Consider the following 22,310-nt stretch of genomic DNA (forward strand, 5'->3'; position numbering starts at 1 on the left):
GAAAGGCCTTGGCCGTTAGGTCAGGTCAATTACCAGCCCCAGGAAAACGGCAAAGCCCGCCCAGTTATTATTGAGGAAGGCTTTAAAGCAGCCATCGCGTTCCCTGAATCGGGCCAGGTGCTGTTGGAAAATGAACAGACAGGCCATGGCAATGACGCCAACGTAGAAAAAATAGCCCAATTCGGCCTGCCGTCCGATCAGTAACAGAATCAGCACCACCAGCGATTGCAGCACGGCAATGATCGCGCGGTCGCCATCACCGAACAGAATGGCCGTGGATTTCACGCCGATTTTTAGATCGTCATCCCGGTCCACCATGGCATACAGCGTATCGTAGGCAACGGTCCACAAGACGTTGGCCGTGAACAGAAGCCAGGCCAGACGCGACACCTCTCCGGCTTCTGCCGCCCAGGCCATGGGGATGGCCCAGGAAAACGCCGCACCCAGGAACAATTGGGGCAGATGGGTATATCGCTTCATGAATGGATAGATAAATGCCAGCACCACACCGCCAAAAGACAGGTACAGCGTCAGCGAATTGGTGAAAAATACCACCATCAGGAAGGCGACAAGACAAAGCCACGCGAACAGCGCGACGGCTTCCCATGGATGTATGCGCCCAGTGGTCAGCGGTCGATCTTTGGTGCGCTTGACGTGCCGATCGACCTTGCGGTCGGCAAAATCGTTGATGGCACATCCGGCTGCTCGCATCAAAAAGACCCCCAGCGTAAACACCACCAGGTTGCTGATTGTCGGCATTCCGTCGGCGGCCAGCCACAGTGCCCAGTAGGTCGGCCACAGCAGCAACAGGGTGCCGATCGGGCGATTCAATCGCAGCAGCACTGCATAATCCATCAGGCGTGTCTTGAGCTGTGGCGGCACCGCAGTATTTGGCATAGCTAGGATCCGTCGGCAGGGAGTGGACAAGTACCTTCAATCAGCAGGGATTATAGCCAGCCGTCAGCGGCGCATGAAAGGGAGTGTGCGCCAACCGGTTTACGGTTCCGCCACCAGGCCGGGCAGGAAGTATTCGCCCACCAGCAGGGTTTTATCACCGCTGAAAAATTGTGAACGACGCGCTGCCGGCGGCTGTGCTGGCGAATCCCGGTGGCAAAGGCCCGTTTCGAACAGCCCGCGATGCCAGTCACTGTTGCTGAACAGGTAGGCTCCAAGAGGTTGTTTGCCCAGGTGTCGCAGGCGTCTGCCACGGCCCGTTAAGGTGGCGATCGGAATAATCGTGCGGGCCAGTACCCAGGGCGTGTTGTCTCCCCAGAGGCAGACCTCCCTGATCCAGGCGCGCTGCCGTGGCGCCAGCTCTAACGTCTGAGCTTCTTCCCGCGTCGGGCAGACAAAGCCTTCGGACTGAACTTCCACGCGAAAGCTGTCCCTCTGGCGGCATCGAAGTTGAAGCGCTCTGGTCAGCGACCCGTCCAGCCGTAGCCAGTGCCCAAGCTCACCATGTATAGATGGTTCCCGCAGCCCGGCAGCGGCGAATGACTGGTACCAGTCGGTCTGGGGGATGCGTATGGCGCGGGTGTCAGAGCCCTTTAACGGCATAAATCCCTGGGGCGTTTCGCCAGTATCCTTTGTAGTCCATTCCGAATCCGAACAGGAAACGATCTTCCACAAACAGACCGGTGAAGTCGGCTTTCAGGTCGGGCCTGGCTTTTCGATCGTGCTGCTTGTCTACCAGAACGGCCGTCACAACGTCATCGGCACCATGAGCTTTACAGTAATCCGCAATGGCACAGAGTGTCGTACCTTCGTCGAGGATATCGTCGACGATGATGATTTTGCGGCCTGTCATGTCTATGTCAGGACGAAGCTTCCACTCAAGGATGCCGCCGGTCGTTTCCTGACGGTAGCGGGTGGCGTGAAGGTACTCGGCCTGAATCGGAAACTTCAACAGTGGCAGCAATTGACCTGTGAGGATCAGTCCGCCATTCATCACGCACAGTAGCAGGGGGTTGGTGTCCTGTAGCTGTTCGGTGATTTCGTCAGCCATTCTATGAATGGCCGCATAAACTTGGGCTTCGTCTACCAGGCAGTCGGCTTCCGCCATCACCTGCTTCAGTTCGTCGACGGTGTCGTTCATTACTGTCGGGTCCTGTCTTCAAACGGCCAAGTATACCGGAGTAACGACGGTGACGGGAGGGGCGCGACGTTCGAGCAATTGGTCTATGACCTGCCGATGAGTATGATGTCCCATCATCAAGGGCGCCGGTTTCGATGGCGCTAAATAATTGCTATATTGTCCGACAATTTTGGGTCGGCAATGGCTGAACCAGCATCACCTTTGGAGGAACTATGAAGAAGTGGCAGTGCGTAGTATGCGGTTTTATTTACGACGAGGCAGAGGGTTGGCCGGAAGACGGTATTGAGCCGGGTACTCGGTGGGAAGACGTACCCGAAGACTGGGAGTGCCCGGACTGCGGCGTGGGCAAGGAAGATTTTGAGATGATTGAAATTGACTAAAGAGGTCAGGCCATGAACACACAAGCGCCCATCGTCATAGTGGGAACGGGTTTGTCGGGGTATACACTGGCCCGCGAGTTCCGCAAGCAGGATAAGGAAACCCCGATTGTCATGGTGACCGCAGATGACGGCGCCAGCTATTCCAAGCCGATGCTTTCTACAGGCTTTACCAAAGGTAAGGATCCCGACGAGCTGGTTCAGGCAGACGTCGACAAAATGGAAGATCAACTGGGTTTAACGGTGAAAACCTACACGACGGTCACCGGCGTGGATGTCGATGCGCACGAGCTGGTTCTGGGTGACGAGCGATTGGCGTACAGCAAGCTGGTGTTGGCGTGGGGTGCGGATGTGGTTCGTCTTTCGATTGCGGGAGATGGCCAGGAGCATGTGTTCTCGATCAATGATCTGATGGATTACCGGGCTTTCTGCAAAGCGCTGTCTGGCGGGCAGAAGGTCGCCATTATGGGCGCTGGCCTGATCGGGTGTGAATTTGCCAACGACCTTCGAAATGGCGGTTACGACGTTGACGTGATTGCCCCGGATGAGATGGTCATGCCAGGCCTGCTGCCAGAAGCCGCTGCAAAGGCGGTTCAAAAGGGGTTGACGGATCTGGGTGTTCGCTTTCATCTCGGTACCGTTGTGGAACACATCGCCTCGAAGGGCAATGGGGTTCGTTTGACGCTGAAAAATGGCGATGAACTTGAGGCGGATCTGGTGCTCTCGGCCGTGGGTCTGCGACCGCGTAAAGAACTGGCGGCAGAAGCCGGCCTGAAAACGGAGCGTGGCATTGTGGTAAACCGTGCCCTGGAATCCTCGGCGCCCGATGTATACTGCCTCGGCGATTGCGCCGAAGTTGATGGCATGGTGCTACCCTATGTCATGCCTCTTATGGCCTGTGCCCGCGCACTGGCCAAAACACTGGCTGGCGAGAGAACCGAAGTAGCCTACGGCACCATGCCGGTTATGGTTAAAACTCCCTGTTGCCCGACGGCCGTATGCCCGCCACCTGGAAGCGCTAAAGGTGAGTGGGCAATTGAGGCAGATGGGCAGAATGTTCGCGCGCTGTTCAAGGCAACCGACGGTGAAATTCTCGGGTTTGCGGTGACAGGTGACTACGCAGTCGAGAAACAGGCACTTTCCAAAGAAGTGCCGCCGATTCACGAATAGGCCGTTGAGCTGAACAGGAGAATCCATGCTCGAAGTAACCCGCAGACTGGTTGAGCTGCTCGACCTGTCCCCGATTGGTGACGATCATTTCCAGGGCGATAGTGAAGATCTGGGGTTTCCCAATGTGTTTGGAGGTCAGGTGTTGGGCCAGTCATTGATGGCTGCCAGTAGAACCATTGAAGGTCGAATGCCTCACTCCATGCATGCGTATTTTCTCAGGCCTGGCAATCATCAGCTGCCAATTGACTATGAAGTTCAGCGGGTTCGCGACGGGGGTACCTTTTCTGTGCGCCGGGTGATTGCCCGGCAGGATGGCAAAGAGATTCTGACTGGCTCCATGTCATTCCAGGTCGCCGAGGACGGTTTTGAGCACCAGTTTGATATGCCGGATGCGCCAGGCCCAGAGGGCTTGAAGAACGAGCAGCAATACGGCGAGATGCTGGCGCCCCATGTGTCAGAGCATCGGCGGGCAACGCTTACCAGGGATCGTCCGATCGAGATTCGTCCGATCGATCCGGTCAATCCCCTGGCACCTGAAGCCAGGCCACCGCACCGTCAAAGTTGGTTTAAGGCCCAGGGAGAGCTGCCAGACGATCCCATGCTCCACTGCTGTTTGCTGGCGTATTCGTCAGACTTTGCGTTTCTGGGAACTTCGCTGAATCCGCACGGTGTGACCTTTCTCAGCAAGGGAATGCAGGTAGCCAGTCTCGACCATTCAATCTGGTTTCATCGGCCGTTCCGTATGGATCAATGGCTGCTGTATGATAAAGACAGCCCCAGTGCGTCTGGTGGCCGGGGGCTCAATCGTGGAAGCTTCTATGACCAACAAGGTCGGTTGGTGGCGTCTACCACCCAGGAAGCCCTGATCCGCAAACGCGCATCATCCTAACTGCCGCGACGCCTCTTGCCCAATGAAGGTGTCCACCCATTGAATTAACTGGTCAAACGGCAGTGGCGGTGTCAGCACGAAACCCTGAATCATGTCGCAGCCCATTTCCTGCAGCAGATCCTGGGTTTGCCGGTCTTCTACGCCTTCGGCAACGACCACATATCCAAGGCTATGGCACATATCGATGGTGGTCCGCACGATCACCCGATCGTCGGTCTGTGAGAGCAGATCGGTGATCAGTGAGCGGTCTATTTTTATCTCCCGGGCGGGCAGCTGCTTGATGTAAGACAGCGAAGAATAGCCGGAGCCGAAATCATCGATGGACAGGGGAATGCCGGTGCTGTGCAGGGAGTTCAGTGCCCGCAGCGAGTTGGCAGGGTCCAGCATCATCGAAGTTTCAGTCACTTCCAGAGTGATGGCGCCGCGCAACGAGTGGTAACTGCTCATCAGTCGCTGAACGTAAATAGGGAAATCCGGCTCCCGAAGATTGTTGGGTGAGATATTCACCGACATATCCAGATCAAACCCACGCTCTTTCAGGCGCGCACGCAATTTGAGCGCGTTCTCCAGTACCCATCGAGTCAGGGGTTTGATCATGCCTGTCTGTTCGGCAATGGCGATGATCTCGTCTGGTTTGATCGGCGTTTTTCGGTTGGGCCAGCGAATCAATGCTTCCAGTCCAACAATTGTGTGGGTTACCAGTGACAGTTTTGGCTGCAGGAAGAGCTCGAGTTCGTCTTTCTGCAAGGCGGCACGGAGTTCGGAAACCAGCGTCAGGCGGTCTGCACTGTAGGAATCCCTGGATGGCTGATAAAAGGCCAGGCCGCGGTCTCTGGCGTCTTCCGATCCCTGTGCGATGTAGGCGCGACGGATCAGCGTTGTCACGTCCGAGGCGTGATCCGGATAGATGGCGGTGCCAGTGCGTGGATCCAGAGGCAACTGCATGCCCAGATAATCCAGTGGCTCTCGGATTTCTTCCAGCGCGTCCATCATGGCTCTGGGCGTCTGTACCACCTCGTCTGTTTCGACCACGAATCCGAAGGTGTCGGTCTCCAGAGAGGCAACGTAGAAGGTTCCACTGCCAGAAGACTCCAGCACGCAACTACCCGGCAAATCACGTACCGTGGCGTTGAAGCGCTTGGCTGCCAGCTCAATCAGCCTGTCGGCGTTCCGATGGCCCAGGGTTTTGGTGATGGCTTGCAGGTTGGTCAGATGGATAACGGCAATCGAATAGCGGGTAGAGCTATTCCTGCTGATCAGTTCGTTAATGGCCATTTCCAGGCTGGTGCGATTGGGCAGGCCGGTCAGCGGATGGTGAAGTGCTTGATCAATCAGGCGTACTTCCGCATGTCGCCGCGCCGCCATGGCGGATATTTCGGCTTCGCGGGCCTGCACCTTGTCCTCGCGTTCCTGATACAGGCGGGCCGCAAGGGCGATGGTCAGCAGGATGGCTTCCATGGCCGAGCCAATCTCGATGCCGTAGGCGGTAACGAAATTGTTGGGAAGCAAGCCATACTTGTTGGCTGCGGCAACCGCACTGCCCAGCGTCAGCATGCCCCATGCGATGGTGTAATAGCTGGCTTGGGGGTTGCCGCGTATCCATTGCACCGGCCCGATCACCGTCAGCAGCAGGCAGCTTGGAATGGCCAGGGCAACGGTAACCTGGCTGGCGATGCTGTAGCTTGTCACAAAAGAGATGACGAAGGCCGCCACATTCAGCGCGATGGCCCCTTTGATAAACCGATCGATGAGAGGGCCGGTTTTTCTGAGATTGAGAAATTCCCGCGAGAAAAGCAGGGTGAAGATGACGGCAGTGGGAACCGTAATCATCATGGCCTGATTCTGCAATGCCGGAAACTGGGGCCATAGAAGTTGGAACGCCGTGCCGTTCAGCGTGCCGATCAGCAGCAGGTAGGCCGACGTAGACAGCACATATAGCAAGTACATGCGCTCTCGTAACGCGAGGAACACGAACAGGTTGAAAAAGATCACGGACAGCAAAATGCCGTAATAAACCGAGTGCAGTTGATCCTCGACGGAGACCTGCTCGAAGAAAGCGCCCGGAACCCAGAGCCGCATGGGAATCTGCATGGCCCCTTGGGTTGTGATCCGCAATACTATTTCGTGCTGCTTGCCGTCTGTGGCTTCAAATGGAAACAGGAAATGCCGGTGAGCAATTGGGCGTTGATCAAAGGGATACCGGTCGCCAGTGACCACGCGCTCTTTCAGTCGACCATCTTCCAGCAGATGGAACACCACTTCATCGAGCTGGGAATAGCGAACCTCAAGTAGTTCACGTTGTCCGGGAAGATTGGGTACGGGAAAACGCAGCCACACGGTGTCTGTGATGTAGCCGAAATTAGGACTTTCTTCCTCCAGAGACTGCCATTGATCAGAAGCCAATGCTTCTCCCAGGTCCATCTGCTCTGAAGGCGCCACCCGGATGTACTCCACCTCCGGGACTGCGAAACCCTGTTCCAAGGGGTTCGCCTGGATGTTGAAAGCCATGATGATCAATGCGCCCATCAGGGCGAAATACTGAACAATATGGCGCACGGGTTTCCGTTTCTTGTTGTTGGGTTTTGGATCAGTATGGCGCGAAGCGTCTGGTCCCTCAAGGTCTAGTTGACAAGACGACTGTTTCTGTATTTTGGTTCCGTGGGTCAGGACACTTTTGTGAGCCAGTTCTCTACCCAGGTGACGGCCACCTTTTCCGGTTCCGTGGTTTCCAGCGCGTCTATTTTCAGAGTCTCGCCAACTTTACGGGCACTGGTTTCCAGAAACGCTTCTTCCATCAGATCGCCAGCCCCGCAGTAGGTATCACCGTACGAGCTGTCGCCCAGCACAATCACACCGAAGGGGCGCCCTGGTTGTTGTGGCAGGGTGTCCCGCAGTTCCAGATAGAACGGCAGCAGGTTGGGCGGCACTTCCCCCTGGCCCGTGGTGGATGTGCAGATAAGTATCGGATCATCATTGTCGGTGATGTCAGACAATGTTGGTTGCTCACAGACCACCACACCGTGGCCTTCAGGCTCAAGCACCTTTTTCAGTTCTCTTGCTGTAAGAAGAGCGCCACCGAAGACACTGCCCACAAGTACTCGGATCGAAGACATAATGCACCTTGAACAACGGTTGGGTTGAAAGCCCCGGATCATAGCGGCCAGGGCCAGGGCGCTCAAGAGGGCTGGTGAGTGTCCGGATCCGCTTCGGCTTCGTGGGTACGTACCCGTGGCGCGATTCGGTTTCGGCCATTTTCTTTGGCGCTGTATAGATGCAGATCCGCGTGTTTGAGCAGTTCATTGACTGAGCCGGTTTTGGCGATGGAGCAGACGCCGGCACTGATGGTCACCGGCATAGAATCCCCGGCAAAGCTGAATTCGTGTTTTGCGACCTTTTGTCGCAGTCGTTCGGCCAATGTCAGTGCCTGCAACAACGCCGTGTCTGGCAACAGGATCAGGAACTCTTCACCACCCCATCGTGAAGCCACATCGGCTTTGCGAATAACAGCGTTCATCAGCGTTGCGAAGTCCTTGAGAACCTGGTCTCCGGCGTCGTGACCGTATTCGTCATTGATGTGCTTGAACAGGTCGAGGTCGATCAACACGATAGAAAAGTGGTGCCCGGAACGTTGGTGACGGGAAAACTCCTCGTTCAGCCGGTGTTGCATATCGCGACGGTTTGACAGACCGGTTAATTCGTCCGTCTGTGCCGCCTGCTTGTGAGCCTGCGCAAGGTCCATCAGTTCCTTGCGGGCATTGAGTCTTGAGGCTTCCAGCACAAAACAGAAGATAGACTCGAAGGCGAGCGCGGCAAAGAAACGGATCTTGAAGTCACTGCTGTATTCAGCGGTAACGATGGGCAGATCTGGAAACTGGAACACCACAATGGCCACAAAGGCACAGAAAAGGAGGACGGCGGTGCCGGTCTTGAGGTCAGTGAGATAGAACAGCAAAGGCGGGAACACATAAAACCAGAGCGGGCCGGTGTTGCTTTCTCCGCCCGTAACGATCAGGTAGCCGAACAACAACCCGACAATGGATATCAGCCCGCCTTTCTGTTGCGCGCGGCTGCCGGTGTGGGCGAAGATCAGCATATTGGCGACGACCAATCCGCCGAAAGCCCAGAGCACCCAGGCATGGACGTGATGCTCAGAAAACCAGGCCTTGCCGCCAATCCCCAACAGGAAGAGCACGGCCATGACTGACAGGGCGTTCAGCAGGCGTGATACGCGCGCCTCTTCGCTCTCTATCGCAAACTGATGGCTGGGTTGTTGGGAGCTGGCCATGGAGATTTTTATTCGTCTTTTGGTCACTCGGGTAATTGAGGGCACAAGTTAGCGCACTCGGCCAGTTTTTGCAGCGACTTTGATCAAAGCTATGCGGTATTACCGTTTAGTTTCAATTTTATGTCAGAAAATTTATAGTTCGTCCGCGTCCTAGTTGGAAAAACTCAATCCCTCAGCTGCGAGACTGATGTGCCATGGCCAGCAATTCCGGTTTTCTCGATACCCTCTTGACCAGCCCCTCCACCGAACGCTATCGCGTTGGCTTCAGCCTCCTTTTTCTGCTGGGGGTGTTTATCGTGGTTGGCCAGATCTCGGAAGGGCTTCCCAATAGTATGCTGCTGATGGCAGCGGCGGTCATTGGTGGCTACATGGCCATCAATATCGGCGCCAATGATGTTGCCAATAACGTCGGGCCGGCGGTGGGATCCGGCGCATTGACGCTGGGCAGCGCTGTAGTGATTGCTGCGATTTTTGAGGCCGGTGGCGCGTTGATTGCCGGCGGTGACGTTGTGTCGACCATCAAGGGCGGCATCATTGCGGCGGATAGGCTGGACGATGCCCAGACCTTTGTGTGGCTAATGACTGCGGCGCTTCTGGCTGGGGCACTCTGGTTAAACCTGGCGACCTGGATGGGCGCGCCAGTGTCAACGACGCATTCGATCGTTGGCGGTGTCCTCGGTGCGGGGATTGCGGCCGGAGGCTGGGCCATTGCTGACTGGGCAGTGATGGGCAAAATTGTTGCGAGCTGGGTGATATCACCAGTGATGGGTGGCGTGTTGGCCGCTCTGTTTCTTTATGCACTGAAGCGAACGGTGCTTTACCGCGATAATCTGGTGGCCTCGGCACGAACCTTTGTGCCCTGGCTGGTAGCAATCATGGCGTGGGCGTTCGGCACTTATCTGATGGTGAAAGGTGTCAAGAAAGTCATCAAAGTCGACTTTATGGAAGCCACTCTGGTCGGCCTGGGCCTGGCAGCCGTGATCTTTGTAGCCATGCGTGCGTTGGTCAGTCGGCGGGCTGCAACCATGGAGAATAGCTCGGCCGGGGTGAATGAGCTGTTCACCTGGCCCATGATTTTCGCGGCGGCCTTGTTGAGTTTTGCCCACGGTGCCAACGATGTGGCGAACGCCATTGGTCCGCTGGCGGCTATCAACGACGCGTTGTCGGCCGGTGCGGTGGTCACGTCGGCAGCGATTCCACTCTGGGTCATGCTGGTGGGTGCGCTGGGCCTGGCGGTTGGCCTGATGCTGTTCGGGCCAAGGCTGATCAAGACAGTGGGCAGTGAAATTACCGAGCTGGATAAGACCAGAGCGTTCTGCGTGGCCTTGTCAGCAGCACTGACGGTCATCATTGCCTCCCAACTCGGGTTGCCCGTCAGCTCGACTCACATTGCTGTTGGCGGCGTGTTTGGTGTCGGATTCCTGCGTGAATACCTCAAGAGCAATTATGCGACTCAGCTACACGGCATCATGGACAGCCACGACGACGCGGAGCGCGAGCGCCTTAGGCCATTCCTGGATGATTTCCGCAATGCCTCTGTTGAGGAAATGGAGCGTTTGCTGCAGAGAGCCAAGAAGAAAAAACAGGTGCCCTTGTCCAAGAAAGAGCGCAAGCGCCTGAAGAAAATTTACCGTGAGGAAATGGTCAAACGTTCGCACCTGACGCGCATCGTCGCTGCCTGGATTATTACGGTGCCTGCCTCTGCATTGATGGCCGCCACGCTTTTCTTCACTATTCGTGGCCTGCTGATCTAGTGGATATCCGAGTCTGGCGAAGATCAGGCTCGATAGCCCATACTAGAGAAACAGCCACTGGGGCGTAGTCGCCCTGAAATGTTTGTATCGCCGGGGAAAAACGAATGAGTTCAGCTGCAGAAAGCCGTCAGGCAAAGGTGATTGACGAGCTCAGAGTGTTTATCAAGAAGGTTCTCAGTGATCCCACCATCGCGGTGAAATCGGTTGAGATCGCGCGCAAATATCGTGACCAGCCCAACGCGAGTGAAGCCATCGCCCGGGAGATCAGCGCCAACACGACCATTCGCATTCCCGAGTCATGGAGCGATGCCGACCGCATGTTCCTGGACATCCTGGACGAAGTGCTGGACGACGAAGAAGCGCTTTACTGAGGCTATGCTGTTATGGAGCGCGCCGGGTCAGGCGCGTTTCTCGTCCAACTGGTCGTTATCAAGAATGGCGTTTGCCATCTGATGAAGAATGGCCAGTTCATCCTGAATGGCTTCTTCCCCTGCCAGTGCCCGCTGTTCAATCAGGATGTCCGCCAGTATTTCCCGGGTCGTGAGTGGGTTGGCCAGCACCACCCTGAAAACGATACAGGGGAAGTGATGGTGTCTGGCTGGCTCCAGACGCGTCCGGGACACAAACGCCTTGCCCCGCTCACGCTGGGTTTTCTGGATGAACTTGGTGACGCGGTTCAGAGAGGTGTTCAACTTCTCTGACTGCTCTGTTGTGGCAATAGCCAGCGCATCCTGTACCGACTTCGGGCAATAGCGATAGGTCAGAATGTTCAGTTCCGGGCAGGTGACCAGCTCGAAATCCGGCTCATCGCCAATCATGGTGGCAAATGTTCGTGCTTTCTCGATGCCCTGATCGATCAGAATTTCGTAACCTTCCCGAGCCAGTATTTTAAGGCCTGACTGAATCAGCATCGACATGCCAGGCCGGGAGCCTTCCAGCGTGGTGCTGCCCAGATCCCGCGAACCTTTACGAATAACGTATTGGGCATGGTGTTCGACAGCGCTGGCAAGCGCCGGGTCGCGAAAGACCACCAGGCCTGCGCCCATCGGCACGTAGAGTTGCTTGTGGGCATCAAACGTGACCGAGTCTGCTTGCTCGATGCCTCGCAACAGATGTTTATGGGTACGTGAAAACAGGGTGGGGCCACCCCAGGCTGCGTCAACATGAAAATGGGCGCCAAATTCCCTCGCAATGTCGGCCATGGCATCCAGCGGATCCACATTGCCGGTTTCCGTCGTGCCGGCAATCCCGCAGATGGCCATCACCCGAATCTTTTGGGCTTGCAGTTCCAGGCACTTTTCGCGCAGGGCATCGGTGTCGATCCGGTTGGTGTCGTCGGTGTCCACGGGCACCAGGAATTCCCGGCCCAGCCCCAGCACGTCGGCCGCCTTGCGCAGTGAATAGTGTCCACGCCGGGAGACCAGTATCGCCGCGCCCTCGCAGCCGTAGTATCTCAAGGCCCGGAAAAGCCCTTCCTGATGAATGCCGCGGAAGTTGCCCTCGGGCGGAAAGGCGTTGTTTCTCGCTACCCAGAGTGCAGTCAGGTTGGCAATGGTGCCGCCCGAGCACATGGCGCCCAGCGCATGGCCGGGGTCGTGCATCCATTTGCGGTAAAAGTCGCCATCCTCGTTGTACACCAGCCGGTGAATCATGCCCAGTACCTGGCGCTCCATCGGCGTGAATGCCTTGGAAGTTTCGGTTTTCACCAGATTCTGGTTCAGGGCAATCATGATTTTGGACAGCGGCAACATGAAATAGGGCAGCGCCGACGTCATATGTCCGATGAAGCTTGGAGAGGCAGTGTGAACCGAGTTGGCGACCAGCTTTTCCAGAAGGAACTGGGCTTGCTCGGACACGAATATGGGCTTTTCGGGTATGGCGTAGTCAGAAAAGTCTTTTTCAACTTCCGACAGGTCACGTTCAACCGCGACGATATGTTCCTGCAGGAACCCGGCCAGGTTGCTGGATATGTTCTGATCAATCCGGCTCAGTGTGGATTCCGGAGCCTCGGGCACCGTAAATACACGGTGCATGGCTTCGACGGAGGCCTGGGCCGACTTTTTCTTTCCAGTCATAGGTGCCACACGCTTTCAGTGGTCCACCACAGGCCCTTCCCGGGTGCCTTGTGGCAATAAACGGTTGTGTGCCCGAAGGGCATGGGCGCTGCCTCCCTGAGGGCACGTAGTATACGGGGCCATGCAGCCATACGCTACAGCCAGCTGAATTGGGTCATTGCTCAAAGAATTTCCCGATGCACGTCCAGAATGGCGGCATCTACCCGGTCTTCAATGGCTTTCTCGACCTGATCAAGGCGTTCCGTAATCTGTCTTGACGATCCGCCGAGGGCGGCGATGGTCCAGGTGGCGCAGTCGAGTGCCTCCTGATCGGAGGTCTCCGCCACGGCCAGGTCTGGTTCTCTGCCCCAAACGGCCTTCAACGCTGTAAACACCTTGCGCTTGGCTTTCAGGTCTTCACAACCATAAAGCTGAAAATGCAGGGTGAGAACCCCGACGTGTGGGGTAATCACCGGGTGAGGCGCTTCTGCGTTCAGAAGCTTTTTCAGAGCATCGGACATGAGCGTTTACTGCATTAAAGCTGACGATAGCTCTCAGTCTACTACAGGTGTCGCTCTGTCGATAATGCGGGCAACGTCCAGGCCTGACGGCAGGTTACCGAAATTCAGGCCGCCACTGTGTTCCAGGCGGGAAGCACAGAATGCATCAGCGACGGCCGGGTCAGAATGGCGCAGCAACAGCGACGCCTGCATCAGCAGTGCCAGCCGGTCGACCAGGTTACGTGCCCGGTACTGGAAGTCACTGACGTCGGTAAAATCGTTCTGAAGTTGCGTCATGAAACGGTCAAAACGAACGTCTGAACCTTTGGCCACTTCGGCTTCGCTGAAAAACGCCTCCAGTGCCTGAGGCTCTTTTTGCAAAGCACGCAGGGTGTCCAGGCACTGAACATTACCGCTGCCTTCCCATATAGCGTTCACCGGGGACTCGCGTAACAGACGAGGCATGATGCAGTCTTCCATCACGCCGCTGCCGCCGATGCACTCCATGGCTTCGTAGGCATGGTTCGGTGTGCGTTTGCAGATCCAGTACTTGCCAACCGGGGTTGCCAGTCGAGCCAGCAAACGCTCCTGTTCCAGGTGTTGATTGTCCAGGGCGCGGGCAACTCGCATGGTGAAGGTCAGCGCGGCCTCACTTTCCAGGGCCAGATCGGCCAGTACGTTCTGCATCAACGGTTGCTGGTTCAGACGCTGACCAAAGGCGCTGCGATGTCTGCAGTGGTGGGTGGCCTGGGCAACGGCCTGGCGCATGCCGGCAGAGCTGCCGATCATGCAATCGAATCGGGTCATGGCGACCATTTCAATAATCGTTGGCACGCCCCGGCCTTCCTCGCCGACCATCCAGGCGAGGGCGCCCCGCAATTCCGCTTCGCTGGACGCATTGGCCACGTTCCCCATTTTGTTTTTCAGGCGCTGGACCTGCCAGGGGTTCTTGGTGCCGTCCGGGCGCCAGCGAGGCATCAGGAAGCACGACAGCCCATTGTCGGTTTGGGCCAGTACCAGGAAGGCGTCGCACATGGGGGCGGAAACAAACCACTTGTGCCCTACCAACTCGTAGGCCTGTCCGGGGCCGGTCTGTCCCACCGGGTAGGCGCGGGTGGAATTGGCGCGAACGTCGCTGCCACCCTGTTTTTCAGTCATGGCCATGCCAATGGTCACGGATTGCTTTTCGCCGTCAGGGCGGTTATCCGGATCGTACTCGTTGGCCAGGATTTTCTGCTCCCAGAGGGCGGCCAGCTCTGGTTGTTTCCGGATCGAGGGAACGGCTGCGAATGTCATGGTGATCGGGCAGCAATGGGCAGCCTCCACCTGAGAGTGGAGATAATATTTGGCGGCTCTGATCGCATGGGCACCCTGGCCGGGATTGGACCAGGGGCTGCTGTGCAGGCCTTCGGCCATCGCGGCCTTCATCAACTGGTGATAGGCCGGGTGGAAATTCACCTGGTCAATCCGGTGTCCGAACCGGTCGTGGGTATCAAACATCGGCTTGTTGGCGTTGGCCTGAAAGCCAAGCTCGATGGTGCTCGCCATTCCCGTCCATTCACCAAATCGTTTCAGGTCGGTGACGGCCGATGCGGCGCCCTCTCGGGCGACTGCTTCCTGCAGCGCCGTGTCCTGGGTAAACGGGTTATAGTTTTCCAGTGCGGGGGGCTGGTTGAACACCTCGTGCGTGTTGGCATAGTCAGACACGCCGTCGTGGCGAGGGTTGGCAGAATCTGGCACTGGCTGGCGGGCGTTCATGTTTACCTCCGGTTGCCAGTCAGCCCCTGCATGCAAAAATCAATGATGGAGTCGACCAGCGGATGACTGTCGTTATTTTCTCCCGGGTTGGCCGCTTCCACCATGGATGGTGACAATGGGCCTACCAGGCTTTCGGCAATGGCGCCTACCAGGCAGGTGCCACTCTGTGCCGCTTGTTGTGTGGGCAAACTTCCCTCTGCCATGCCTTGCTCAATCGCCTGTTCGAACAGTTCGGCATAGGCTCGGCGGAATTTAAGGCGCTCTTCCTCCACTTTCGGGTCAACCGGCTCGGCAATCAGCGACCATGCCATTGTCGGTGCCCGCAGTGCCCGTTCGGCGAACTGGCGCAGTGCCCGTTCCAGTCGGACAACCGCATTGCCTTCAGTGCCCAGTGCTTCGGTTACTTTGTCTACTTCCCGCTGTGTGGCGATGCGGAAGATTTCAGCAAACAGCTCTTCTTTGGAGTCAAAATGCCGATAGATGGTGCCCGTTGCGACGCCAGCGCACTCGGCAACGGCAGTGACTCGTGCATTGCGAAAGCCGCCTTCCGCGACCCGTTGCTGGGTGCATTCCACGATGCGCTTTCTGGCGTGGGCCTTACGGTTGCGCATTTTTTCTGTTTCGCGGTAAGCCATCCGGCATCCTTATAAGTAGTGAACCACGATTCATTTCTTCAGTCAACGATCAAGTGTTCCGTAGCCTTTCCAGTTTATCCTTTTAAAACAACTATATGGAATTAGTTACAAAAAATTACAAAAAAGGCTTTTCAGGGAAATAGCGCAGTCATCAAAACCGCATTATAAAGACGCCAAGACGCTTGCCACAGTGGCGGGCGCGTTTTCGTTGCAGGAGAAATTCCATGAGTGAATTCGACGAAAGCAATCTGGAGCAATCCGGAACCTGGACAGCAGACAGTGACGATAACCATTCCGTTGCCGGCCGGGCGCGCATTCGCGCGCAATTGCAGCGGGACATTGAAGCCTTCCTGAATCAGGGCGGCCAGATTGAAGAAGTGGACACTACTTTCAGAAATGACGCGCCGAAAAAGGTGGAAGTCGGGTTTAATAACCGGACGTTCTGAGTCTGTGGCTCATGGGGTTTGCGGTCAGGTTTGGAAGATACCTCATCTTTTGAGGTTGATCGCAGCGTAGCCTGAAAGACTGGCCTATCCTGTGGTTTCGGTTGTCTGATCCTTCAAGGCTGCAAGTACCCATGAACCGCACTCTGACCCTGGCAACGGTGGCACTCATCGGGCTGGCCGTTGCCCTGGCGTTTACCATTACCCTCCATTCTTCGGATCAGGGCAGCGCTCGCCCGTCTGTTGGCGCGCCAGAGACTGATGTCAGCCCTGTGGCTTCAGGGGAGGTAGCCGCGCAGCAGCCTTCTGAATTGATTACCTCCGATCCTGCCCAGCTTCCGGATACTCTGCCAGCGTCATTGGAAGGCACCAATGTTCCGTCCGGCTGGGCCAGAATCGATGCCAATGGAGCGCTGATCCCGACTCCAGAGCTTCGCGAGCTGTTCGAGTACTACCTCGCTGCGCTGGGAGAGGAAACGCTGGAGCAGCTGGTGGCCAGAATCCAGAACGCGTTGGCCAACCTGCCAGAGCCCGCGCGCTCTGAGGCCGGGAAAATATTGGGCGCCTACCTCGACTACAAGCTGGCGTTGGGAGAAATAGAGGGCTCGATGTCTGATGCTGCCACCATGGATCCGGATGCCATGGCGCGTCAGTTGGCGGATATTAGGGCCTTGCGCCGACAGTGGCTGGACGCTGAAACCGCAGAGGCTTTCTTTGCTCTCGAGGAGGCCGTTGATCAGTTTCAGGTGGCGCAGATGCGAATTCGCGCCGATGACTCCCTGACTGATCAGGAGCGACAGGTGCAATTGCTGAAAGCGGAGGAATCGCTGCCGGCACCGATCCGTGAATCCCGCCAACAGACGCGAAAATTTTCTGAGTATCAACAGGTTCGGCAGCAGCTGGCGGACGACCCCCAAGCGTTGCAGGCGTGGCGCGAAGACGCTTTCGGGGCTGAGGCTGCGGAGCGTCTGGCTCAGGTTGAAGCGGAACAGCAGGACTGGGAACGCCGTTGGCGGGCTTATCAGCAGGACAAGGCAGAACTTGAGGGGTTGGCCGGCCCTGAGAAAGAGGCCGCCGTCGAACGTTTGAGAGCGCAGTACTTTGAAGGGCCGGAAAGACATCGTGCCCAGGCTCTGGATTCCCTGCAGTAACGGAACCGTCACAATCCCCTGTCAGGCTGGGTTCCAATCCGCTTGCTGGGCCTGCCCCAGCTCCTTTTGGCGTGTATGATGGTGGACGAGTGTTCCATCCCGGCAGAGGAGAAGTTTTGTGAGTTCACCGGTCAACCGCCTGTATCCTGGTACCCGCCTTCGTCGAAATCGGGCGGATGATTTTTCCCGTCGCATGGTGCGTGAAAGCCGGTTGAGCGTGGACAATCTGATCTTCCCGGTGTTCGTGCTGGAAGGCGAGGAGCAGCGCGAAGCTGTGCCATCCATGCCCGGCGTCGAGCGCATGAGCATTGACCTGCTGTTGGCAAAGGCCGGCGAACTGGTGGCGCTGGGTATCCCTGCCATCGCGTTGTTTCCGGTGGTGCCGGCAGAGCGGAAAGACCTGTCCGGTTCCGGCGCCTGGGATCCTGAGGGGCTTGCTCAACGCGCTGTGCGGGCGCTCAAGAAGGCGTTTCCAGACTTGGGTGTGATTACCGACGTGGCTCTGGATCCGTTCACGACCCACGGCCAGGACGGCATCATTGATGATCAGGGGTACGTGCTGAATGATACCACCATCGAAGCGTTGGTCAGACAGGCAACCTCGCATGCGGCAGCTGGGGCCGATGTGGTCGCGCCGTCCGATATGATGGACGGTCGGGTCAGAGCCATTCGCGAGGCGCTGGAAAATTCGGGTTATGTAAATACCCGGATACTGGCCTATTCCGCCAAATACGCCTCGAGTTACTACGGCCCGTTTCGCGATGCGGTAGGCTCCGCCGGCAATCTGGGCAAGGGTGACAAACGCACATATCAGATGGATCCGGCCAACAGCGATGAGGCCATTCACGAGGTGGCCATGGACATCGCCGAGGGGGCCGATATGGTCATGATCAAACCCGGTATGCCGTATCTGGATATTGTTCGCCGGGTGAAGCAGGAGCTTCAGGTGCCCACATTTGTGTATCAGGTCAGCGGCGAGTACGCCATGCACATGGCCGCGGCTGAAAACGGTTGGCTGGATGGCGATGCGGTAATGATGGAAAGCTTGACCGCGATGCGTCGCGCTGGCGCCGACGCCATACTGACGTATTTTGCAGTGCGGGCAGCAAAACTTTTACGGGGAAAAGAAGCGCAATGACCACGGAATCTGCGAACCAAGACAAAACGGCAGAGCTGCACAGCGTACCGGCACCGGTGGAAGTGCCGGACCCAGCGGGCGATATCAGACTGTCGTCCCCGGAAAACTATTTCAATCGGGAGCTTAGCCAGCTTCAGTTTAACTATCGGGTCCTCAAACAGGCGCTGGATACGACACATCCGTTGCTCAACCGCCTGATGTTCTGCTGCATCTTCAGCAGCAATATGGATGAGTTTTTCGAGATTCGTGTGGCAGGTCTGCGTCAGCAGATCAAATACGGTCGGGAGTCTCTGGGTTCTGACGGCATGATGCCGGAAGAAGTGCTGGGCGAGATCAGCAAAGTGGCCCATGAGTACATCCGGGAGCAGTATGAAATTCTGAACAACGTGCTGATCCCGGAAATGGAGCGGGAGAACATCCACTTTGTTCGTCGCCGGGAGTGGACGGCAGAGCAGGCAGATTGGGTGCGGCAATATTTTGAAGATGAGATTCTCCCGGTGGTTAGCCCCATCGGGCTGGACCCGTCTCACCCGTTTCCGCGGCTTGTGAACAAGAGTCTGAATTTCATCGTTGAACTGGACGGAAAGGACGCCTTTGGCCGGGAAACCGGTATGGCTATCGTGCCGGCTCCGCGTTCGTTACCGCGCCTGGTCCGCCTGCCTGATGACGTCTGTGATGGCGGCGAAAACCTGGTGTTCCTCTCGTCCATGATCCACGCCCACGCCGAAGAGCTCTTCCCGGGCATGGAAGTGAAAGGCTGCTATCAATTTCGTCTGACCCGTAACGCTGACCTGGAACTGGAAGACGATCTGGAAGATCTGGCGTCTGCACTGCGTGGTGAACTGTTAAGCCGTCGCTTCGGTGATGGTGTGCGGCTGGAGGTGGCGGACAACTGTCCGGAAGAGCTGGTTCACTTCCTGCTGCGCGAATTCGGCCTGACCGAGCGGGACCTGTATCAGGTTCATGGCCCGGTTAACCTGACGCGTCTGATGGCGGTCAGCGGCCTGGTGAATCGACCGGATCTGACCTATTCGGGCTTCTCGCCATCCATTCCGCGATTGATTCGCAGTAAAGACTCGATGTTTGATGCGATTCGCAAGCGACCACTGTTATTGCTGCATCCCTTCGAAAACTTCAGTCCTGTGGTGGATTTGCTACGCCAGGCAGCCAAAGATCCCCAGGTGCTGGCGATCCGTCAGACGTTGTACCGCACCGGTGCCGATTCGGAAATCGTTGAGGCATTGATGGACGCTGCGCGTCGGGGCAAGGAAGTCACCGCCGTCATTGAGCTGCGTGCGCGCTTCAGCGAGGCCGAAAATCTGGAACTGGCCAGTCGACTCCAGGAGGCGGGCGTTATTGTCGTATATGGGGTTGTGGGTTATAAAACCCACGCCAAGATGATCCTGATCGTGCGCCGGGAAGAAGGGCGTCTGCGTCGCTACGTCCACCTGGGTACCGGCAACTATCACGCGGGCAATGCCAGGTTGTATACCGACTACAGCTTCATGACTTGCGACGAATCCATCAGCGATGACGTGAACAAGTTATTCCAGCAGCTCACTGGTATGGGCAAGGCGCTCAAAATCAAAAAACTGTTTCATTCTCCGTTCACCCTGCACAGTCGGCTTCTGGCTCTGGTGGATCGCGAGGCGCAGCTGGGCGAAAAAGGCCGGATTATTATCAAATTCAATGCGCTGACCGAGCGCGAATTGATCAAAGCCCTGTACCGGGCCTCCCAGGCGGGCGTGAAGGTTGACCTCATCGTTCGCGGGGTCTGCTGCCTGCGCCCCGAGGTGCCGGGTCTCTCGGACAACATTCGCGTCCGGTCCATTATCGGGCGTTTTCTGGAACACACCCGCGTTTATTACTTTGGCAACAATGGCCGCCCGGATGTCTATTGTTCCAGCGCCGACGGTATGGAGCGCAATCTGCTCAATCGCGTGGAAACCGCTTTTCCGGTGGAAGACCCGTCACTGGTGGCGAGGCTGCGTGAAGATCTGGATACCTACCTGGCCGACAACTGTCAGTCGTGGATCTTGCAGTCTGACGGCAGTTACGTTCAAAATCAGCCCGCCGAGGGCGAAGAGCGGCTGGCCTCCCAGTTAGTCCTGCTTGAGCGCCTGACCGGAACACAAACATAACTGATAAACGACAGCCACGCGCTGCAGGGAGAACAGGATTTGAAAACACAATGGATGGTAGCTGGCGTCGTTGTGCTGGCATTGGGTGCGGCTGCGCCTTGGGGTGTAGGTTATTACACCGAGCATCAGTGGCAATCAGTGGCAGCGGGCATTAACGATTCTCAGACCGCCTTTCGCGTAGAAACCCGTGATTACGATCGGGGCTATATGAACGCCAGCATCCGTGGCTCGGTCACGGTGGTGATGCCCGAAACCGGTGAACAGCAAAGCTTTGATTACCAGGCCAGAGTCAGTCATGGCATCACCGGCAGCCTTATGGACTTCTCCACTCCCGAGGATCTGAGCGCTGAGGTCAAAAAGTACTTTCCCGATGAGAGGCCAAGGCTGACTTTAGAGACCCGCATCTGGGGGGCAGGCATTGTTGAGCTAACCATCCCCGAAGTAAATGTGACTGACGAGCAAACCGGCGAAACGATGGTATTCTCCCGCGCCTATGGTCGCGCCGACATCGGTTCTGCAGGTACCACGGCGGATATCATTCTGGAATGGCCGGGGATGACGGTGACCGGTCCGGACGCTGATTTCAGCGTTTCGGACCTGAAGATGGAGCAATCTGTCGAGCATCTCACCGGCGAACTCTGGCTCGGTGATGTGGACATGTCCCTGGCAAGCCTTCAGATAAGCGCGCCGCAGCAGCCTAAGGTTGCATTCAGTGGGCTGTCGATCATCAGCACCAGTGATGCGACAGAAAACGGGGCACGCCTGAACGCTGACGCCAGCTTCAAACTGGATGAAGTTCAGGCCAATGGCGAGGTCTTCGGCCCCCACGAAATCCAGATGCGCCTGGATGGTCTGGATGTTGCGAGCATGGAGGCGCTGTCAGCGGCGATGAACGATATGCAGCACGCTGCGTTGAACATGCCTGCAGATGCAGGTCCACAGGCGCAAATGCAGCAACAGATGGCGATGGTTCAGAAGATCAGCGAGGCGTTCAGTTCCCTGGCGTCTGAAGGCTTCACTTTTGGTTTCCCGAAGATTGACCTGAGCACCCCGGAGGGCCCGGTCACCGGAGAGATTCAGTTGAGTCACCCGGAGCTGTCTGATGAGGAAAAACAACAGACCCTGTTGGTCATGCAAGGGCTAACCGGCAACCTGGACCTGAGCATGCCGGCGGCACTGGTTGACAATAATCCGGGGTTGGCAATGCAGGTGGCTCCACTGATCCAGCAGGGCATGGTCGTTCAGGAGGGTGACCGTCTGCACATGGTGGGTACGCTCGAGGACATGGCCCTGACCATCAACGGTAACGTGATTCCGCTGCCGCCCATTTTCTGATTAGCCAGTTGGCCCACGGCACCCCTCGGCAGGGTGCCCGTATTGCCGCCGAGTCGGGCTTCGCATCAGCCTGATGTGTGCGTAAATTTGTCTTTCAGAGCTTTTTCTACCGCCGGGTCAACAAACTCGGACACATCCCCGCCCAGCGAGGCAATCTCGCGGATCAGCGTCGAGGAAATGTAAGACAGGTGGTTTGCCGGGGTCAGGAACACGCTTTCTACTTCCGGAGCCAGCCGCCGATTCATGTCCGCAAGCTGGAATTCGTATTCGAAATCGGAGACCGCCCTCAAACCTCGGAGAATCACGGTGCCGCCCTGGTCGCGAACAAAATCCGCAAGCAGATTGCTGAACCCGGTGACCGTCACGTTTGGCAAATGAGCTGTCGCTGCTGAGACCAGCTCGCAGCGCTCGTCCAGATCCAGTAATGGCGATTTTTTCGGGTTGTAGGCAATGGCAACCACTACTTCGTCAAATAGCCGGCCCGCGCGTTCGATAAGATCCGTATGGCCGTTGGTGATGGGGTCAAACGTGCCGGGGTAGATGACTCGTGCCATTGAATGCTCCTTGTTGTCTGATGATGAAAGC

21 protein-coding genes are annotated in these 22,310 nt (G+C 56.9%); 10 read left to right on the top strand and 11 right to left on the bottom strand.

The window, feature by feature from the left end; translation table 11 throughout:
- Positions 1-15: 15 nt before the first annotated feature.
- From ubiA to QLQ17_RS02500, 3 genes are all read right to left on the bottom strand, one after another.
- A complete protein-coding gene (ubiA, locus tag QLQ17_RS02490; protein WP_283207957.1) occupies positions 16-897 on the bottom strand; it encodes a 4-hydroxybenzoate octaprenyltransferase in 882 nt (293 codons plus the stop codon).
- Between the two features lie 99 nt (positions 898-996).
- The gene (locus QLQ17_RS02495; protein WP_283207958.1) at positions 997-1,557 is read right to left on the bottom strand and encodes a chorismate--pyruvate lyase family protein; all 561 of its coding nucleotides are present in this window, start codon (positions 1,555-1,557) and stop codon (positions 997-999) included.
- Positions 1,538-2,095 carry a hypoxanthine-guanine phosphoribosyltransferase gene (locus tag QLQ17_RS02500; protein ID WP_283207959.1) on the bottom strand — a complete coding sequence of 186 codons (558 nt, stop codon included), beginning with the start codon at positions 2,093-2,095 and terminating at the stop codon, positions 1,538-1,540. Before QLQ17_RS02500 ends, QLQ17_RS02495 begins: the two co-directional genes overlap by 20 nt.
- 212 nt (positions 2,096-2,307) lie before the next feature.
- On the opposite strand from QLQ17_RS02500, the gene QLQ17_RS02505 reads away from it, so the two are divergent.
- Genes QLQ17_RS02505 through tesB form a run of 3 tightly spaced genes read left to right on the top strand, consistent with a single transcriptional unit; the run spans position 2,308 to position 4,531 of the window.
- Positions 2,308-2,475: a rubredoxin gene (locus QLQ17_RS02505; RefSeq protein WP_283207960.1), complete on the top strand. Its 168-nt coding sequence runs from the start codon at positions 2,308-2,310 to the stop codon at positions 2,473-2,475.
- A 12-nt stretch (positions 2,476-2,487) separates the two neighbouring features.
- Complete coding sequence (locus QLQ17_RS02510; protein WP_283207961.1) at positions 2,488-3,642, top strand: NAD(P)/FAD-dependent oxidoreductase; 1,155 nt, start codon at positions 2,488-2,490, stop codon at positions 3,640-3,642.
- A 25-nt stretch (positions 3,643-3,667) separates the two neighbouring features.
- Complete coding sequence (gene tesB, locus QLQ17_RS02515) at positions 3,668-4,531, top strand: acyl-CoA thioesterase II (protein WP_283207962.1); 864 nt, start codon at positions 3,668-3,670, stop codon at positions 4,529-4,531.
- On the opposite strand, the gene QLQ17_RS02520 is transcribed toward tesB, so the two are convergent.
- From QLQ17_RS02520 to QLQ17_RS02530, 3 genes are all read right to left on the bottom strand, one after another.
- Entirely contained in the window at positions 4,523-7,087 is a 2,565-nt protein-coding gene (locus QLQ17_RS02520; protein WP_349306785.1) for an EAL domain-containing protein, read from the bottom strand. The genes tesB and QLQ17_RS02520 overlap by 9 nt on opposite strands.
- A gap of 107 nt (positions 7,088-7,194) precedes the next feature.
- Positions 7,195-7,644 carry a flavodoxin gene (locus tag QLQ17_RS02525; protein ID WP_283207963.1) on the bottom strand — a complete coding sequence of 150 codons (450 nt, stop codon included), beginning with the start codon at positions 7,642-7,644 and terminating at the stop codon, positions 7,195-7,197.
- Between the two features lie 62 nt (positions 7,645-7,706).
- Entirely contained in the window at positions 7,707-8,816 is a 1,110-nt protein-coding gene (locus QLQ17_RS02530) for a GGDEF domain-containing protein (RefSeq protein ID WP_283207964.1), read from the bottom strand.
- 194 nt (positions 8,817-9,010) lie between these two features.
- On the opposite strand from QLQ17_RS02530, the gene QLQ17_RS02535 reads away from it, so the two are divergent.
- Together QLQ17_RS02535 and QLQ17_RS02540 are read left to right on the top strand one after the other, a co-directional pair.
- The gene (locus tag QLQ17_RS02535; protein ID WP_283207965.1) at positions 9,011-10,570 is read left to right on the top strand and encodes an inorganic phosphate transporter; all 1,560 of its coding nucleotides are present in this window, start codon (positions 9,011-9,013) and stop codon (positions 10,568-10,570) included.
- Between the two features lie 104 nt (positions 10,571-10,674).
- Positions 10,675-10,941, top strand: coding sequence for a hypothetical protein (locus tag QLQ17_RS02540; RefSeq protein ID WP_283207966.1), 267 nt, complete (start codon positions 10,675-10,677; stop codon positions 10,939-10,941).
- A 27-nt stretch (positions 10,942-10,968) separates the two neighbouring features.
- Here the strand turns inward: QLQ17_RS02540 and panP are convergent, their stop codons facing one another.
- From panP to QLQ17_RS02560, 4 genes are all read right to left on the bottom strand, one after another.
- Entirely contained in the window at positions 10,969-12,645 is a 1,677-nt protein-coding gene (gene panP / locus QLQ17_RS02545; RefSeq protein WP_283207967.1) for a pyridoxal-dependent aspartate 1-decarboxylase PanP, read from the bottom strand.
- Between the two features lie 161 nt (positions 12,646-12,806).
- Complete coding sequence (locus QLQ17_RS02550) at positions 12,807-13,145, bottom strand: DUF503 domain-containing protein (RefSeq protein ID WP_283207968.1); 339 nt, start codon at positions 13,143-13,145, stop codon at positions 12,807-12,809.
- A gap of 33 nt (positions 13,146-13,178) precedes the next feature.
- Positions 13,179-14,882: an isovaleryl-CoA dehydrogenase gene (locus QLQ17_RS02555; RefSeq protein ID WP_283207969.1), complete on the bottom strand. Its 1,704-nt coding sequence runs from the start codon at positions 14,880-14,882 to the stop codon at positions 13,179-13,181.
- A 2-nt stretch (positions 14,883-14,884) separates the two neighbouring features.
- The gene (locus QLQ17_RS02560; protein WP_283207970.1) at positions 14,885-15,517 is read right to left on the bottom strand and encodes a TetR/AcrR family transcriptional regulator; all 633 of its coding nucleotides are present in this window, start codon (positions 15,515-15,517) and stop codon (positions 14,885-14,887) included.
- A 224-nt stretch (positions 15,518-15,741) separates the two neighbouring features.
- On the opposite strand from QLQ17_RS02560, the gene QLQ17_RS02565 reads away from it, so the two are divergent.
- The 5 genes from QLQ17_RS02565 (at position 15,742) to QLQ17_RS02585 (ending at position 21,725) form a co-directional block, all read left to right on the top strand.
- The gene (locus QLQ17_RS02565; protein WP_283207971.1) at positions 15,742-15,963 is read left to right on the top strand and encodes a hypothetical protein; all 222 of its coding nucleotides are present in this window, start codon (positions 15,742-15,744) and stop codon (positions 15,961-15,963) included.
- 131 nt (positions 15,964-16,094) lie between these two features.
- Entirely contained in the window at positions 16,095-17,111 is a 1,017-nt protein-coding gene (locus QLQ17_RS02570) for a lipase secretion chaperone (RefSeq protein ID WP_283207972.1), read from the top strand.
- A gap of 118 nt (positions 17,112-17,229) precedes the next feature.
- On the top strand, positions 17,230-18,249 hold the full coding sequence (gene hemB / locus QLQ17_RS02575; protein ID WP_283207973.1) for a porphobilinogen synthase: 1,020 nt from the start codon (positions 17,230-17,232) through the stop codon (positions 18,247-18,249).
- Positions 18,246-20,390, top strand: coding sequence for a polyphosphate kinase 1 (ppk1, locus tag QLQ17_RS02580; protein ID WP_283207974.1), 2,145 nt, complete (start codon positions 18,246-18,248; stop codon positions 20,388-20,390). The genes hemB and ppk1 overlap by 4 nt, the downstream gene beginning before the upstream one ends.
- Before the next feature lie 39 nt (positions 20,391-20,429).
- Positions 20,430-21,725 (top strand): DUF945 family protein, encoded by a 1,296-nt coding sequence (locus QLQ17_RS02585; RefSeq protein ID WP_283207975.1) that lies wholly within the window; start codon positions 20,430-20,432, stop codon positions 21,723-21,725.
- Positions 21,726-21,790: 65 nt separating this feature from the next.
- Here QLQ17_RS02585 and coaD read toward each other — a convergent pair whose 3' ends face one another.
- Entirely contained in the window at positions 21,791-22,279 is a 489-nt protein-coding gene (gene coaD, locus QLQ17_RS02590; protein WP_283207976.1) for a pantetheine-phosphate adenylyltransferase, read from the bottom strand.
- Between the last annotated feature and the right edge of the window lie 31 nt (positions 22,280-22,310).

Origin of the sequence: Marinobacter sp. CHS3-4, assembly GCF_030053415.1 — a bacterium.
Taxonomy (GTDB): Bacteria; Pseudomonadota; Gammaproteobacteria; order Pseudomonadales; family Oleiphilaceae; genus Marinobacter.